Source organism: Devosia albogilva (assembly GCF_042685625.1).
In the GTDB taxonomy this organism is placed as follows: domain Bacteria; phylum Pseudomonadota; class Alphaproteobacteria; order Rhizobiales; family Devosiaceae; genus Devosia; species Devosia albogilva.
In genome coordinates, this window is sequence record NZ_JBHUNP010000001.1 from 1,778,995 (window position 1) to 1,794,484 (window position 15,490).

Annotated in this window: 17 protein-coding genes; 4 read left to right on the plus strand and 13 right to left on the minus strand. The window is 65.4% G+C overall.

All coding sequences use genetic code 11. The annotated features are described in order from the left end of the window. Window positions 1–32: 32 nt before the first annotated feature. Together ACFSX5_RS09095 and ACFSX5_RS09100 are read left to right on the plus strand one after the other, a co-directional pair. Window positions 33–2,543: a methyl-accepting chemotaxis protein gene (locus ACFSX5_RS09095; RefSeq protein ID WP_386832988.1), complete on the plus strand. Its 2,511-nt coding sequence runs from the start codon at window positions 33–35 to the stop codon at window positions 2,541–2,543. Between the two features lie 66 nt (window positions 2,544–2,609). Continuing rightward, window positions 2,610–3,902: a bifunctional folylpolyglutamate synthase/dihydrofolate synthase gene (locus tag ACFSX5_RS09100; RefSeq protein ID WP_386832989.1), complete on the plus strand. Its 1,293-nt coding sequence runs from the start codon at window positions 2,610–2,612 to the stop codon at window positions 3,900–3,902. A 110-nt stretch (window positions 3,903–4,012) separates the two neighbouring features. On the opposite strand, the gene ACFSX5_RS09105 is transcribed toward ACFSX5_RS09100, so the two are convergent. The 10 genes from ACFSX5_RS09105 to ACFSX5_RS09150 form a co-directional block, all read right to left on the minus strand. Beyond that, entirely contained in the window at window positions 4,013–4,648 is a 636-nt protein-coding gene (locus ACFSX5_RS09105; protein WP_386832990.1) for a peroxiredoxin, read from the minus strand. A 164-nt stretch (window positions 4,649–4,812) separates the two neighbouring features. Beyond that, the gene (locus tag ACFSX5_RS09110; protein ID WP_386832992.1) at window positions 4,813–5,331 is read right to left on the minus strand and encodes a CreA family protein; all 519 of its coding nucleotides are present in this window, start codon (window positions 5,329–5,331) and stop codon (window positions 4,813–4,815) included. Window positions 5,332–5,388: 57 nt separating this feature from the next. Continuing rightward, window positions 5,389–6,204, minus strand: coding sequence for an amino acid ABC transporter permease (locus ACFSX5_RS09115; RefSeq protein WP_386832993.1), 816 nt, complete (start codon window positions 6,202–6,204; stop codon window positions 5,389–5,391). 133 nt (window positions 6,205–6,337) lie between these two features. After that, window positions 6,338–7,132: a substrate-binding periplasmic protein gene (locus ACFSX5_RS09120; protein WP_386832994.1), complete on the minus strand. Its 795-nt coding sequence runs from the start codon at window positions 7,130–7,132 to the stop codon at window positions 6,338–6,340. A 79-nt stretch (window positions 7,133–7,211) separates the two neighbouring features. Then, window positions 7,212–7,520, minus strand: a complete 309-nt coding sequence (locus ACFSX5_RS09125; protein WP_386832995.1) for a SelT/SelW/SelH family protein — start codon at window positions 7,518–7,520, stop codon at window positions 7,212–7,214. After that, complete coding sequence (locus ACFSX5_RS09130) at window positions 7,517–7,978, minus strand: Crp/Fnr family transcriptional regulator (protein WP_386832996.1); 462 nt, start codon at window positions 7,976–7,978, stop codon at window positions 7,517–7,519. The genes ACFSX5_RS09125 and ACFSX5_RS09130 overlap by 4 nt, the downstream gene beginning before the upstream one ends. A 97-nt stretch (window positions 7,979–8,075) precedes the next feature. Continuing rightward, on the minus strand, window positions 8,076–8,705 hold the full coding sequence (locus tag ACFSX5_RS09135; protein WP_386832998.1) for a DUF1236 domain-containing protein: 630 nt from the start codon (window positions 8,703–8,705) through the stop codon (window positions 8,076–8,078). 480 nt (window positions 8,706–9,185) lie between these two features. Beyond that, entirely contained in the window at window positions 9,186–9,758 is a 573-nt protein-coding gene (locus ACFSX5_RS09140) for a hypothetical protein (RefSeq protein WP_386833000.1), read from the minus strand. A 77-nt stretch (window positions 9,759–9,835) separates the two neighbouring features. Continuing rightward, the gene (locus ACFSX5_RS09145) at window positions 9,836–10,093 is read right to left on the minus strand and encodes a hypothetical protein (protein WP_386833001.1); all 258 of its coding nucleotides are present in this window, start codon (window positions 10,091–10,093) and stop codon (window positions 9,836–9,838) included. Window positions 10,094–10,166: 73 nt separating this feature from the next. Further along, window positions 10,167–10,727: a dihydrofolate reductase family protein gene (locus tag ACFSX5_RS09150; RefSeq protein ID WP_386833002.1), complete on the minus strand. Its 561-nt coding sequence runs from the start codon at window positions 10,725–10,727 to the stop codon at window positions 10,167–10,169. A gap of 243 nt (window positions 10,728–10,970) precedes the next feature. Here ACFSX5_RS09150 and ACFSX5_RS09155 point away from each other — a divergent pair, with 243 nt between their 5' ends. After that, window positions 10,971–12,071, plus strand: coding sequence for an IS5 family transposase (locus ACFSX5_RS09155; RefSeq protein ID WP_386833004.1), 1,101 nt, complete (start codon window positions 10,971–10,973; stop codon window positions 12,069–12,071). Beyond that, window positions 12,071–12,415 (plus strand): hypothetical protein, encoded by a 345-nt coding sequence (locus ACFSX5_RS09160; protein WP_386833006.1) that lies wholly within the window; start codon window positions 12,071–12,073, stop codon window positions 12,413–12,415. The genes ACFSX5_RS09155 and ACFSX5_RS09160 overlap by 1 nt, the downstream gene beginning before the upstream one ends. Before the next feature lie 536 nt (window positions 12,416–12,951). On the opposite strand, the gene lepA is transcribed toward ACFSX5_RS09160, so the two are convergent. The 3 genes from lepA to ACFSX5_RS09175 all read right to left on the minus strand — a co-directional run bounded on the left by lepA (window position 12,952) and on the right by ACFSX5_RS09175 (window position 15,482). Further along, the gene (gene lepA, locus ACFSX5_RS09165) at window positions 12,952–14,763 is read right to left on the minus strand and encodes a translation elongation factor 4 (protein WP_386833008.1); all 1,812 of its coding nucleotides are present in this window, start codon (window positions 14,761–14,763) and stop codon (window positions 12,952–12,954) included. 70 nt (window positions 14,764–14,833) lie between these two features. After that, window positions 14,834–15,283 carry a hypothetical protein gene (locus ACFSX5_RS09170; RefSeq protein WP_386833009.1) on the minus strand — a complete coding sequence of 150 codons (450 nt, stop codon included), beginning with the start codon at window positions 15,281–15,283 and terminating at the stop codon, window positions 14,834–14,836. A 52-nt stretch (window positions 15,284–15,335) separates the two neighbouring features. Continuing rightward, a complete protein-coding gene (locus tag ACFSX5_RS09175) occupies window positions 15,336–15,482 on the minus strand; it encodes a hypothetical protein (RefSeq protein WP_386833010.1) in 147 nt (48 codons plus the stop codon). Between the last annotated feature and the right edge of the window lie 8 nt (window positions 15,483–15,490).

Sequence of the window (15,490 nt, forward strand, 5' to 3'; positions counted from 1 at the left end):
CGGGAGCGGCGATTCTGCTGGGGGAGACCATCGTGACCAGATCGTCCATGCCGATCGCCCGCAAACTGCCGCTGGCGCTTCTCGGTTCTGCCCTGCTCGTCAGCCTGGGCGTCGGGACTGCGAGCTATCTGATCGGCTCGCAGGCGCTGCGCGCGTCGGCGGAAACCAACCTGATGACGCTGGCGACCGAACGCGCCGCGGCAGTGGAGAGCTACCTCGCCGCCGTCGAGGACGATCTCGTTGCCACCTCCCGCTCCGAGGGCACGGTGCAGGCTCTGCGCGATTTCGCCGGCGCCTGGCTGCAGTTCGGCGCTGATCCGACAGCGGCAGTGCGCAAGAGCTATGTCGACGACAATCCGAACCCGGACAATCTCGCAGCGCTCGAGACGCTCGGCACCACCGGCGCCTATGACGTCACTCACACACGCTTCCACGCCAGCTTCCGCGAGCAGATCGAGACGCGCGGCTATCGCGACCTCTACCTGTTCGACACCAAGGGGGCGCTGGTCTATTCCGTGACCAAGGGCGAGGACTTTGGCACCAGCTTCGCCGAAGGCGGTCCGTTCGCCGGCACCACCCTTGGCGGCCTCGTACAGGCGGTGATTGCCAGCGAAGACCCTGAGCTCGTGGTGTTTGCCGACTTCGCCGGCTATCCGGCCGCCGCTGGAGCGCCGGCAAGCTTCTTTGCCAAACCGGTGTTCAACCCGCAGGGTCGCAAGATCGGCGCCATCGCGCTGCAATTGCCGCCGGAACGGCTCGATGCGGTGGTCGGCAAGCGCGACACGCTCGGAGAGACCGGCGAAGTGCTGGTGGTCGGCGGTGATACGCTGCTGCGCTCCGATTCGGTGTTCATCGAGGGTGCCGACGCCATGGTGACGCCGCTGGCGAACCCGGTGGTGGATGCGGCCGTGGCCGGCGAAACCCGGCTCGGCGAAAGCCATGACTACCGGAACATGAACATGCTGGTTGCTGCAGCGCCGGTGACCACTCCGGTGGGGAACTGGGCTGCCGTGGCCGTGATGGGCACGGACGAGGTGCTGAGCCCGGTCACGCGCATGCGCGATATGATGCTGGCAATCGGTGCCGGGCTGATGCTGCTGGTGGGGATCGGCGGCCTTGCCTTTTCCCGCACCCTCACGCGCCCGATTACTCGCCTCACCGGCACCATGGACAGGCTGGCCAAGGGCGACGTCATGGTCGACGTGCCCGGCACCGAGCGTGGCGATGAACTCGGCGCCATGGCTCGAGCCGTGGAAGTGTTCCGCGAGAATGCCGAGAAGGTGGCGGCGCTCACCGAGGCCGAGGCTGCCCGTGTCCTGTCGGCACAGGCGGAGCGGGCCGAGATGATGGCAAGCCTGCAGCGCGCCTTCGGCGACGTCGTCGATGCGGCGGTTGCCGGCGATTTCTCGCGCCGGGTGGACGCCACCTTCCCCGATGCCGAGCTCAACACGCTCGCCGCCTCGGTGAACGAGCTGGTGGATACCGTTGATCGTGGGCTGACCGAAACGGGTAGCGTACTCGCCGCCCTGGCCGACGCCGATCTGACGCGCCGCGTGGAAGGCGAATACCAGGGCGCCTTTGCCCGGCTCAAGTCCGATACCAATGCAGTGGCGGAGCGCCTGGGAGAGATCGTCAGTCAGTTGCGGGAGACCTCGAGCGCACTCAAGAGTGCCACCGGCGAAATCCTGTCCGGTGCCAACGACCTCAGCGAGCGCACCACCCGTCAGGCCGCGACGATCGAAGAGACCTCGGCCACCATGGAGCAATTGGCTTCGACCGTTGCCGGCAACGCCCAGAAGGCCGAAAGCGCCAATCAGCAGGCGCAGGCGGTTGCGCGGACAGCGGAGGCCGGCGGCGCCGTCATGGCCGAGGCCAATGCCGCGATGGAGCGGATCACTCAGTCTTCGGCCAAGATCTCGAGCATCATCGGCATGATCGACGACATCGCTTTCCAGACCAACCTCCTGGCACTCAACGCCTCCGTCGAGGCGGCGCGGGCTGGTGACGCCGGCAAGGGCTTTGCGGTGGTTGCCGTGGAAGTGCGCCGGCTGGCGCAGTCCGCCGCCAACGCCTCCTCCGAGGTCAAGGCGCTGATCGAGCAGTCGGCGACCGAAGTGCAGGGCGGATCGCGTCTGGTGGCGGAAGCTGCCGACAAGATCGCCAGCATGCAGGCCGCCATCACCGAAAACACTACGGCCCTGCAGGCCATTGCCCGCGACAGCCACGAGCAGGCGCTGTCCATCGACGAGGTCAACTCGTCGGTGCGCACGCTGGACGAGGCCACCCAGCACAATGCTGCGCTGGTCGAGGAGATCAACGCCGCCATCGAGCAGACGGAGGCACAGGCCACCGAACTCGACCGCGTCGTCGACATCTTCACCGTCTCGACCAGCGGCAAGCCAGCGGTGGCCGCGACGCCGGCCAACACTCAACAGCCGGTTGGCGGTGTGCGGGGACTGCAGAACAAGCTGAAGGCGGTCGCCGGCACCTATCTGCGTCGCGGCAGCAATGCCGCAGAGAAGGCGGACTGGGCCGAGTTCTAGCGGTCGGGCATTGAGCCACGGGTCGATCGGGGGTACCTGATCGGCTCCAGCCGGCTCATCAAGATCATGTCCCGTACCGACGCCATTCTCGCGCGCCTGTCGCGCCTTCATCCCAAGCTGATCGACCTCAGCCTCGACCGGCTGCTGCCGCTCCTGACCGCCCTGGGCAACCCGCACCAGCACCTGCCGCCGACCATCCATGTCGCTGGCACCAATGCGAAGGGGTCGACCATCGCCTATCTGCGCGCCTTCCTCGAGGCGGCGGGGCAAAGGGTGCATGTCTACAACTCGCCCCACCTGGTGCGTTTCAACGAGCGCATCCGCCTTGCCGGCACGCTGGTGGGGACCCGGCGGCTCAACGCAATCCTGGAGCGGGTGGAAGAGGTCAATGCCGGCCGGCCGATCACCTTCTTCGAGGTAACCACCGCTGCTGCCTTCGTGCTGTTCGCTGAAACGCCTGCCGACTATCTGCTGCTCGAGACCGGCATGGGCGGCACCTACGACACCACCAATGTCGTGGAGCATCCGCTCGGCACCATCATCACCCCGGTGGATTTCGATCACCAGGGCTTCCTTGGCAACTCGCTGGCGGAGATCGCTGCCAACAAGGCCGGCATCCTCAAGCGCGGCAGCCTGTCGGTGATGGGGCTGCAAAGACCAGAGGGACGCGCCGTGCTCGAACGAGCTGCCCACCGGCTCGGCATTCGCCCGCTTTGGCAGGGCGAGGATTTTCATGGTGACGAGCAGGACGGGCGCCTGGTCTATCAGGATGAACACGGCCTGCTCGACCTGCCGCCCCCGGCACTGCTCGGCCGTCACCAGTTCGACAATGCTGCCCTTGCCATCGCCGCCGCTCGCCAATTCGGCTTGCCGATCGACGAAGCGGCTTTTGCGACTGGTCTGCGGAAAGTGGTCTGGCCGGCGCGGATGATGCCACTGCCGGGACCGCTGCGGGACCGGCTCGGCCCAGGAGCGGAGCTCTGGCTCGATGGGGGCCACAATCCGCATGGGGCCGCCGCATTGGCGCACACCATAGCCGAGCTCGAGGCGAGCCGTCCGGCGCCACTGATCCTGATCATGGGCATGATGAACAATCGCGATCCGGCGGACTTCCTGAAGCCGCTCGCCGGCATGGTGCAGGAGGTGCTGGGCCTGACCATCCCCGGGGAGGAAAATGCCCATTCGGCTGCCGAGATCGCCGCTGCTGCGGAGCGGGTGGGGTTTGCGGCGAGGCCGATGCCGTCGCTGGGCCGTGCCCTGGCGCGGGCAGCGCACACGCCCGGCGCGCGGGTGCTGATCTGCGGCTCGCTCTATCTTGCCGGCGATGTTCTGGCCAAGAACCGGACCCCTCCTGACTAAGCCGTGCTGACACAAGCAGTGTCGCACGCCGCGACATTGGCGGGGACAAAAGAAAAGGGCGGCTGTGGCCAGCCGCCCAGTTTGTCAGGGAGAAAACGTGTGCGCTTGGTTCAAGCGCGGGGCTGGGGAACAATGCGGAGGTAGGGCTTAAGTTCCTTCCAGCCTTCCGGATACTTTTCGCGGGCGGCTTCGTTGGAAACGGCCGGCACGATGATGACGTCCTCGCCGTTCTTCCAGTTCACCGGGGTGGCTACCTGGTGCTTGGCGGTGAGCTGCAGCGAGTCGATGACGCGCAGCACTTCGTCGAAGTTGCGGCCGGTGGAAGCCGGATACTCGATCTTGAGCTTCACCTTCTTGTCCGGACCGATCACGAACACCGAGCGCACCGTCAGGCTGTTGTCGGCATTGGGGTGGATCATGTCGTACTGGCGGGCGACCTCGCCATTGGTGTCGGCCAAGAGCGGGAAATTCAGAGCCGCGCCCTGGGTTTCCTCGATGTCCTTGGCCCAGCCAGCATGGTCTTCCAGCTTGTCGACCGACAGGCCGAGCACCTTCACGCCGCGCTTTTCGAATTCGTCCTTGAGCTTGGCGGTGTAGCCGAGCTCGGTGGTGCACACCGGGGTGAAGTTCTTGGGGTGGCTGAACAGCACGGCCCAGAAGCCTTCGATATAGTCGTAGAAGTGGATCGGACCCTCGGTGGAGTCGAGGGTGAAATCGGGGGCGGTGTCGCCGATGAGAATTGCCATAACCTGCTCTTCCTTCCGACGTGGCGTCGCACGTCCTCGTTTGCTCTGAATATCGTCACCGCGGACGTAAACTTCAGCAGCACAAGGGGAAAAGGTTTTACGTATGTGCGCAATGGTGCGCCATAAGCTTCCACTTTCCCGGGCGGAAGCAAAATCCCCGGGATCTATTGGGTGTTGACCGTCGCCGGCACCGCGCCCGGCGCCCCCTCGCTCCAGGTCACGTCCTCGCCGGCGAGGGGGATGACCGACAGGCTCATTTTGCCCGAGCCCTGCTGGATCTGACGAGCGTGTGCGAGGTAGATCAGCGAGTTGTTGGTCGCATCGTGAATGCGCGTCACCCGCAGCGACTTCCAGATCAGCGAGCGGCCTTCGCGGAAGATCTCCTCGCCGCCTGGGCGGGTGGAGATATCGCCGATCGTCACCGGGCCGACCACCGAGCAGTCGAGCGCCGAATAGGACGGGTCCTCGAACCAGTTGCCCTGGCTCATTCGGTCCAGGAACGAGCGGTTGAAATAGGCGAGATGGCAGACCACGCCGTCGACATCGGGATCTGCCAGCGCGTCGATGGCGATGTCGTTGCCCGTCCAGTCAACGCCGACCGAGCCGACCTGGCCGGCATCGCCGCAACTGGCGAGCAGAAGGGCGGTTCCGGCGGCGGCAGCGAGTTGGACAAAGGACTTCATGGCGGGCTCCGTGGTGACGGCTGACAGGTGGTTGCGTTTGCCCCTTTGTGCAAGGCGCTAGGGGCGGTTCCGATCGAGATAACGCTCCAGCAACCGAACCAGCAGCGACAGGGAAATCGTCATGGTGAGATAGAGGAACGCCACCACGTTGTAGGTCTCGAAGAACAGAAAGCTCGACGACGCCGACAGCTTGCCGAGTTGGGTGATGTCCTGCACGCCAAGGGCGGAGACCAGAGCGGAATCCTTGACCATCGACACGAAGTCGTTGCCGAGCGGCGGCAGGATGGTGCGCAGCGCCTGGGGAAAGATCACCAGCCGGAAGCACTGCCAGCGGCTGAGCCCCAGCGAGCGGGCGGCTTCCAGTTGGCCGCGGCCCACCGCCTCGATGCCGGCGCGGAATATCTCGGCGATGAAGGCCGAATAGCAGACGGTGAGCGCAAAGATCGCCCGCCAGACGAAATCGAAGCCGCGCACCGTGGCCGGCTCCATCCAGCCCCAGCCGATCAGCGGCGCCATGAGCCAGTTGAAGGCACCCACCATGGCCGGTGCCGCGACGAAGGCGACATAGAACAGGAAGACCAGGATCGGGATGCCGCGGATGATCTCGACATAGAAGGTCGCGATCTCGCGCAGCACCCGGACGTTCGAGGTCCGTGCCAGCGCCACAACGAGACCGAGCACGGTGGCGGCGACAAATGCGACGACCGTCACCCACAGCGTCGTCACCACGCCGCCGGACAAGGTGCGGAAGATCGAAGCATAGGTCGCGTCGGCAGTGATCGCCCACAGGCCGATGACAAACAGCAGCCCGATGGCGAGCAGCCACCAGGGAATGCGGGAGAGGAGCGAGGGCGGGCGCGGCCGGTAGGTCATGGAACAGGGAGAGGTCCGCTCGCAGGTTTGTAGACCTCATCCTGAGCTTGTCGAAGGACGAGGTCGCGGCCGCAGTGTTACCGACCTCCTGGTTCGACAGGCTCACCATGAGGTCTACGGCTGACGGGGAGGATTACTCGGCGCCGTATTCGAAGAACCAGTAGTTGATGCGTTCTTCGAGCCAGCCTTCGGCTTCAAGTTGCGCCAGGGCAGCGTTGAACGGCTCGACGAGGTCAGAGTCGGGGGTGAGGATGAAGCCGAACGGGTCGGACTTGATCGGCTCGCCCGCCTGCTTGAACGAATTCGGATCGGCGCCGATATAGCCGGCCGATGCCGCCTGGTCGGCGATCACCGCATCGACATCGCCCGCCTTCACCGCCTGCACGGCCGCGCCGAAGCTGTCGAACACCTTGACGCGCGGATTGCTCTCGTCGCCATCGAGAACGTCATAGATGGCGGTGTAGAAGGACGAGGTGCCGGCCTGGGCGCCGAACAGCAGGTCTTCATGCTCGGCGAAGCTCTCGACCCCGGTGATGCGATCCTCGTCGGCGCGCACCAGGAGGTACTGCTCCACGGTGATGAACGGGTCGGTGAAGTCGATCTGCTCCTCGCGCTCTTCGGTGATGGTGATGCCGTCGGCCCCAACGTCGAACTGGCCGGTGCGCACCGCTTCGATCATCACGTCCCAGGCGGTGAGGTCCCATTCGACCGTTGCATTGAGGCGCTTGGCGATCTCGTTGATGACGTCGTATTCGAGCCCGATGCCCTCGCCGGTCTCCGGATCGGCGAAGTTCAGCGGATAGTAGGCGTTCTCGGTGACGGCACGGATGGTGCGGCCGCCGAGATCGGGCAGGTCCTGCGCCGAGGCGGGCACGAAGCCGAGGGCGAGCAGGCTGGCAGCAGCGGCGGCAATCGCTTTGCGGGTCATGGTCGACGGTCTCCCCCAAGTGAAGTCGGCGCGACATTAGCGGATGGATGGCAGGATTGTGAATGCCCGGCCGTCGCAGTTAGCCGGCCTCGGCGCCGTGGGCGGCGGCGCGGTCGATATGACCGAGGCTGCGCTCGGGGTCGATGTGATCGCGCACCATCTGCTTCAAAACCTTGACGTCAGGAAAGCCACCATCGCGCTTCCGCTCCCAGATCAGCTCACCATCGAGCCTGATCTCGAAGATACCGCCGGTTCCCGGGACGAGGATAACTTCGCCCATTTCCGTGCCGAAGGTGGAGAGCACTTCCTGCGCCATCCAGGCGGACCGGAGCAGCCAGTTGCACTGGGTGCAGTAGGTGATGGAGAGACTGGGCTGGGTGTCGCTCACGCTGTGCCCTGCCGCTTGACGTCGCTGGGATCGACGAGGCTCTGGAGGATCTGGTCGACGAGGTCGAGATCCTGCCGCTTGCCGGCGGACTGCTGCTGCAGGTCGACGAGGTAGGAGGTGGTGTAATAGAGCCGCCGCGCCAGCATGGTGGCAATGGCCAGCGAGAATTCCGGTCTTGTGTCGAGAAAGGTCAGCGCATCGGGGATTTCGTAGACACGGACGGTGCTCAGCGCCTTGACCGTGGCCGAATGCGGCATCTCGAGCAGCACCGCCATTTCGCCGAAAATCGAGCCCGGCTCGTCGACATGGGTGACCTGCGTGCGTTCGCGGATCACTTCGACCTCGCCGTCGATCAGCACATAGAGCCGGCCGAGGCGCTCGCCCTCCGGCAGGATGGTGGCGCCGGGTTCGAACGTGCGGGGCTCGAGCCCTGCGCAATAGTCGAGGATATCGGCCATGACGCGCCCTCCGTTGCCGCACTTCTATAGCGCGGAGGGTGGCGGCCGGAAAAGGGTGCCGCCCGGAGAAACCGAATTCCCCGGGCGGCGCAGAGGCCTAGTTGTTGACCCAGACCACGGTGCGGCTGGAATTCTCCACCAGCACCGGGCGGTCGTTCACATAGACATAGGAGTAGGTCGGGCTGTCGGGGATGGTGTTGACCTCGACATCGCCCGGCAGCACGGTGCCGACCACGACATCGCCATCCACCGTCACCGAACCGACCGGGTTGCCCACGGCATAGTCGGCCACCGACTGCGACACCACATAGCCCGGCGACTGCACCAGAGCACGGGTCTCGAGGTCGACGATCCAGACGCGGTCATTGGCGTAGATATAGCCGTAGCGATCATCGCCCTGGATGGTGTGGATGGTCACGTCCGCCGGCACCACGAAGCCGACATCGACGCTGCCGTCGATATAGATCGGCTCGACCGGGTTGGCGGTGGCGTATTCGACGGTGGATGCCTCGACACCGGCTTCGCCGCCGATCACGGCACCGGCAAAGCCGCCGACCACGGCGCCGATCGGGCCGCCGAGCACGGCGCCAAGGGCAGCGCCGCCCGCGCCACCGGCGGTGGCGCCGATGGTGGCGTTGGTGTCGGCATCGGTGGTGACTTCGGTCTGGGCGAAGGCCGGTGCGCCGAGCGCGATCACGGCCACGGAAGCCAGAAGCAGTTTCTTCATTGTGAGTAGTCCTGTCTTGGGGAGGGTTTAGGGCCTCCCGAGTTGCGGGTTAAGGCGCCGGCCCGGGATGGGCTCTGGCGCGGTGAACCGCCCCGGCCCAAGCAACGGCCGGGCAGTGCGTCGGTTCCCGCAATGTGATCGGCACCACGCCGGTGCGTGGCCGCTGGGCAACGCCGGACAGGACGGGCGTGCCGAAGCGCCGGGCGGCGCTGGCGCAGCCCGGTGAAAGAGGAAGGCGGGCCCCGAGGCGCCGCGCGCCTCTGAGGTATTTTTAGGTGAGACGCGAGCGCCTCGGGGCGCCGGGATTTCAGAACGGGGTGCAGGCGACTCCATTTCGGACAGGAGAGCGAAATTCGCCCTCGCCGAACCTGAGCGGCCCACCCGCGAGCCCATGGAAGGCAGCGACGCCCCCATGCCCGGCCGTCCTCCCGCCACTGGTCGCTGCGCAGGCCGCCTCGTCGCGGGAGAGATGGGAGGAGTTTACTCCAGTCGGCGGACCCGGGGATAAGTCGGCTCATCCGCCTCAGGCGCCACGCTTTCCCGCGCCGCCAGTTCCGCCATGGCCGCCTCCCGCCCCGCCTTGAAGGCAGCATCGTAATAGCGGCGGGTGAGCTGCGCTTCCCGCTCGATCAGCTTGCGCCGCATCTCGCTCATGTCGCGCTCCGGTTTCGGGGGCGGGGGCACGGCGGGCCGGTGGCGCCGCACCGGCGCTGAGCCGTCGCTGAACTGCCAGGCCTGGCAGCCGGCCTTGGCGTCCCAGGCGGTGTGGCGGCTCTCCCAATGGTCGAGCCGGGCGAGCATGCGACCGAGCTGCACGGCGAGCCCGGCATAGTCGAAGGCGGCGACCGGCAGGGTTTCACCGCGCGGCCGGGCGAAGGGGGCAGCGTCGGCGATCAGCGATTCGGCGGCGATCCGCACCGCATCGGGCACGGCGGCAGCCGGTCGGCGGGCGGCAATGGCGGCGACCTGCGTCTTCAGCGCGGTCAGCTCCAGCCACAGCGCCTCATGCGCCTCGGCCTGGCGGCGGCTGGTGGTGCGGGGTCGATGGGACATTGTTTCGCGTATCCTCTCCGGTCCAACAGGGTGACCGGAAAGGATACGCCCGTCCCGGGGCCGCGGGGATAAGTGCGTCAGCCGACCAGCGTGCCCCATTCGGGACGCCACTCGACCTCGCTGTCGATGATGACGGCGATTTCCCTGAGGCCCGCCTGGGCCTGCAGCGCCTCGGCCGCGGCGAGCGCCTGCGGCACCGGCTGGGGAAAATCGGCGATCACCTCCACCGCCGCCACATCGGCCACGGTGCGGCCGAGCGCCTGGCGCACGGTGACGATCACCGCATCATGTGGCTGGCGCTGGTTGGGGTAGAGCCGTCTGAGTTCCCGGGCCATCTGCTGATCTCACCATTCATGGCTAACAGACGGTGAACGCCCCTCCGGCGTTCCATCACAAAGTGAAGCGGAATCAGCGTGCTGGCTGGTAGGTGAGGGCGACGTGACCGCCGGGGAACCGCTTCTCGCCGACAAGGCGGAGATCGACGACGTCCTTCAGCCCCTCGAACAGGTACGGCCCATGCCCGGCAATCCGCGGCTGCACCACGAACTCGTATTCGTCGATCAGCCCCAGCGCCGCCAGGTGCAGCGGCATGGCCACCCCGCCCACCAGGATGCCCCGCCCTGGCTCCGCTTTCAGCCGGCGAATGGTGGCTTCCAACTCGGCATTGCAGACGAGCTCGGTGTTCCAGCCGGGGTTTTCGGGCAGCGTGTCGGAGACGACGTACTTCCTGGCCCGGGTGATCTCATGGGCAAACGGCACCATCCACTCGGGGAACCCCTCCGGCACCCGCCCCTCCGCCACCGGCCGCCAGAACTCCATCAGCCCGTAGGTGACGCGCCCGAACATGAGATGGTCGCCGGAGGCGATCCACTCGGTGGAGTGCTGGTGGGTGTGCGCATCCGGCATGCCGACCTGGTGGTCAATGCAGCCGTCGAGGGTGATGCCGATGGAGTAGCGGACTGGTTGCATGGGGTGAAGGGTGGCATGACTGCTGGAAAAGGACAGGACTCGTTTGTCGGAGCGAGCACGAGGTGGCACAACGGCGCGCGCAGCTATAGTGAGGAGCAAGATCGGCGGCATAGTACCGAGCGCTCATACTGTAGCGCTATCTTGCGCAGTCCATCCTCGACGATCTAGCAGGGTGTTGAAGAAGTCGCTCGTCGGATCGGTTGTTGCGTGATTCAATGGACTCCGCTGATTTGCGGAGGCGGGATGCGGGGAGCGGACGAGAGGACTGGTGCCTTGTTCAGCTATGTGGATCTGGAGTCACGGGTGCGGAAGGACCACCCGCTGCGCACGATCCGGCGGCTGGTGAACGAGGCGCTGTTGGCGCTGGAAGGTGAGTTTTCTTCGCTCTACTCGGGTTTGGGTAGGCCCTCGATCGCGCCCGAGAAGCTGCTGCGGGCGATGCTGCTGCAGGCATTCTACTCAATCCGTTCGGAGCGCCAGTTGATGGAGCGGCTGGAGTTCGACCTGCTGTTTCGCTGGTTCGTGGGTCTGGGGATCGACGATGCGGTTTGGGACCATTCGAGCTTCTCGAAGAACCGCGACAGGCTGCTCGAGGGCGATATCGCCGCCAAGTTCCTGGCGGCGGTCTTGGCGCAGCCGCCGGTCAAGAGGCTGCTATCCACGGAACACTTCTCGGTGGACGGCACGCTGATCGAGGCGTGGGCGTCGATGAAGAGTATCCGGCCCAACAGCCCGGAGGACAACACGGATGAGCCGCCAAGCAGTGGTGGTGGGCGCAACCCGGATGCCAGCTTTCACGGCCAGAAGCGGTCGAACGCCACTCATGCTTCGAGCACCGATCCGCAAGCCCGGCTCTACAAGAAGGGTGCGGGCAAGGAGGCCAAGCTCTGCTTCATGGGGCACGGGCTGATGGAGAACCGCCACGGGCTTCTGGTCGATGCCTGCCTGACGCATGCGGATGGCCATGCCGAGCGGGTGGCGGCGCTGCATATGATCGAGCCTCATGCCGACCGGCCGCGGGCCATCACACTGGGCGCCGACAAAGGCTATGATGCCGAGGATTTCATCAATGAACTGCGCTCCATGCGGGTAACGCCGCATGTGGCTCGCAACCTCAGCGGCCGCCGCTCTGCAATTGATGGACGCACAGCGCGCCAATCCGGCTACGCCGTGAGCCTGCGCATCAGAAAACGGATTGAAGAGGCGTTCGGCTGGATCAAGACTGTGGCCGGACAGCGCAAGACCAGGTTCAAAGGGCTCGAACGGGTTGGCTGGGCCTTCACCTTCGCTGCCGCTGCCTACAATCTTGTGCGGTTGCCAAAGCTGATTGCGGAGACTGGCTGATGGCAAAGGTGCCCGCATACGCGAAGGCCTTCGCCGGCCGCTGGCGCATCGTCGAAATGGATGTCTGGGACAACGATGTCCTCGATCTCGTCGAACCAGCACACCTCACCTTTGAGGGCCCGGCCGATGGCGAAATCGCTTTCGGCGCGCTTAAGGGCTTCCTCGACGTTCGCTATGGTTCCCGAGACGGGGCCGCCTGCGCCGAGTTCTCATGGCAAGGCTACGACGACAACGATCCAGCCTGCGGCCGCGGATGGGTCATGATCGGCACTGCCGGTCGCCTCGTCGGCCACTTCTTCATCCACAAGGCCGATCACTCAGGTTTCGTCTGCGAACCCGACTGACTTCTTCAACACCCTGCTAGGGCCTGGGTGATACCTAGTTGCCTCGTCTGCTGAAGTAGGTCACCAATTGACGTGGGGTTCATCGCGGTCCCAGATGCTGTAGGCCCGCTATTTATGGTCGACTACAAGACACTGGCGCAAGTCGCACCTCTGCCATATCGTTGGCTAGGTCGTAACTTCGAACGAACCGGCGCTTCTACAACGACAAGTCGCTGCAAAGTTGGTCCGTGCATGAGGTAGGCGTGGCAATTGGGGCGTACGTGCAGCGGGATCTGCGGACGTGACTTCCTGTCGGGGCCCAAGTACTTCTTGCAGCGGCCTCAGCGACTGTCGCGAACACCCGTGGCATCTCAGCTTCGCCGCACGAACTCGCAAAGATACCCTATTCTTGAGCGCTGCCGAACTTCTGCATGCGCGCCATTCGACCATAGGTCTCATGGCCTTCTCACCTAAAATCGCGCCACTGGCGCGATTTGCCTGCGGCCGGTTCGAAGTCTTGCCGCCTTCTGGGCGGTCGGTAAGAAAAGAATGCTGGCTCAGTCGTCGCCCATCTTAAGTGCCTTGATGAAGGCTTCCTGCGGTATTTCCACCGAGCCGAACTGCCGCATTCTTTTCTTACCGGCTTTTTGTTTCTCCAGCAGCTTCCGCTTGCGGGTCGCGTCGCCGCCATAGCATTTCGCCGTCACGTCCTTGCGCATGGCGCGCACCGTTTCGCGGGCGATGATCTTGCCGCCAATGGCGGCCTGGATGGGGATGACGAAGAGGTGGGGCGGGATCAGCTCCTTGAGCTTTTCGCACATCACCCGGCCGCGTGATTCCGCGGCGCTGCGGTGGACCAGCATGGAGAGCGCGTCGACGGGCTCGGCGTTGACCAGGATACTGAGCTTCACCAGGTCGCCGGGGCGGTGCTCGGCGAGCTGGTAGTCGAAGCTCGCATAGCCCTTGGAGATCGACTTCAGCCGGTCGTAGAAATCGAACACCACCTCGTTGAGCGGCAGGTCGTATTCGACCATGGCGCGCGAGCCGACATAGCTGAGATTGCGCTGCACGCCGCGGCGATCCTGGCAGAGTTTCAGGATGGCGCCGAGATATTCGTCCGGGGTGAGGATGGTGGCCTTGATCCAGGGCTCGCGGATCTCCTCGATCTTCATCACGTCCGGCAGGTCGGCCGGGTTGTGGAGGTGCATTGTCTCGCCATTGGTGAGCGCGATCTCGTAGACCACGCTCGGGGCGGTGGCGATGAGGTCGAGGTCGAACTCACGCGAGAGGCGCTCCTGGATGATTTCGAGGTGGAGCAGGCCAAGGAAGCCGCAACGGAATCCGAAGCCGAGGGCGGCAGAGGTTTCCATCTCGAAGCTGAAGCTCGCATCGTTGAGCCGGAGCTTGCCCATGGCGGCGCGCAGCTCGTCGAAATCGGAGGCGTCGACGGGAAAGAGGCCGCAGAACACCACGGGCTGCGCCGGGCGGAAGCCGGGCAGGGCCTCGGCGGTGGGCTTGCGGTCGTCGGTGATGGTGTCGCCGACATTGGTGTCGGCCACTTCCTTGATCGAGGCGGTGAAGACGCCGAGCTCGCCGGGGGTGAGTTCCTTGACTTCCACCAGCTTGGGGGTCTGCACGGCGACGCGGTCAAGCTCGTAGACGGCGCCGGAGGCCATCATGCGGATCTTCTGGCCCTTCTTCATCACGCCGTCGATGATGCGGACGAGGACGACCACGCCGAGATAGGTGTCGTACCACGAATCGACGAGGAGCGCCTTGAGCGGGGCGTCGAGATTGCCCTGGGGGGCCGGCAGGCGGTGGACGATGGCTTCCAGCACCTGGTCGATGTTGAGGCCGGTCTTGGCGGAGATTTCCACCGCGTCGGAGGCATCGATCCCGATCACGTCCTCGATCTGCGCCTTGACCCGCGGCACGTCGGCGGCGGGCAGGTCGACCTTGTTGAGGACGGGCACGATCTCGTGGTTGGCATCGAGCGCGTGGTAGACATTGGCCAGCGTCTGCGCCTCGACGCCCTGGCTGGCGTCGACCACGAGCAGCGAGCCCTCGACGGCGGCCATGGAGCGCGACACTTCATAGGCGAAGTCGACGTGGCCGGGCGTGTCGATGAGGTTGAGGACGTAGGTCTCGCCGTCCTGCGCCTTGTAGTTCAGCCGGACGGTCTGCGCCTTTATGGTGATGCCGCGCTCGCGCTCGATGTCCATCGAGTCGAGGACCTGCTCCTTGCCGGCCATTTCGCGGGCATCGAGCCCGCCGGTCAGCTGGATCAGGCGATCGGCGAGGGTCGACTTGCCATGGTCGATATGGGCGACGATGGAAAAGTTGCGGATATGGGAGAGCGGCGTTGTCATGCCGCGCTGATACCAGAGGCCCGGCGCGGCGCAAAGATGGTATAGGGGCGGTTAACGCCGCCTTTTGCCGCTATTGCTGCGGTGTTGCCTCAGGGGCAGCCGCCGGAGCAGGCGCGGCGGCCGTGCGGCTGGCATAGACCGCGGTCACGGCATCAACGCCCTGGCGGTCGGCGCTGCCCTCGGCGCAGTCCGGATTGGTCTTGCGCACGTCGGCGAGCACTGCCTGGTAGGCCTTTTCGCCGGTCGGCTGGTCGAAGGCGGCCGAGGCTTCCATGCTGGCGCGGTCGGCGTCGATGGCGGCTTGGATGGCCGGATCGAGCGCGATCTCGCAGATTTCCACCGTCGCGAGGGTGGCATAGAGCCCGGTGAGGATGTCGACGGCCTTGGGCAGGGCCCGCACATTGGCGCTCGGGTCCACCGTCACCTGGGTGTCGGCGGGCGGCGTGGTCGCCTCCTGAGCCATGCTGGTGGTGGAGGCGGCAAGGGCAAGCACAAGGGCAGCGGCGGTCGTCCGGATCATCGGCGGGTCTCCGAATAAGGAAGGCGCGCCTGTTTCCACCGAGATTGTGACCTCAGCACGGCGCCCGGTCGGAACGCGGATGCCAGGCCGGCAGATCCGCCCATTGGCGCAGATCGAGCTGGTCGGGGTCCGGCGTGGCGGTGGCGCGGCCTTGGCGACGGGCGACAAGGCGGCGGAAAAGCGTGGTCAGGATCGACATTTTGTCGG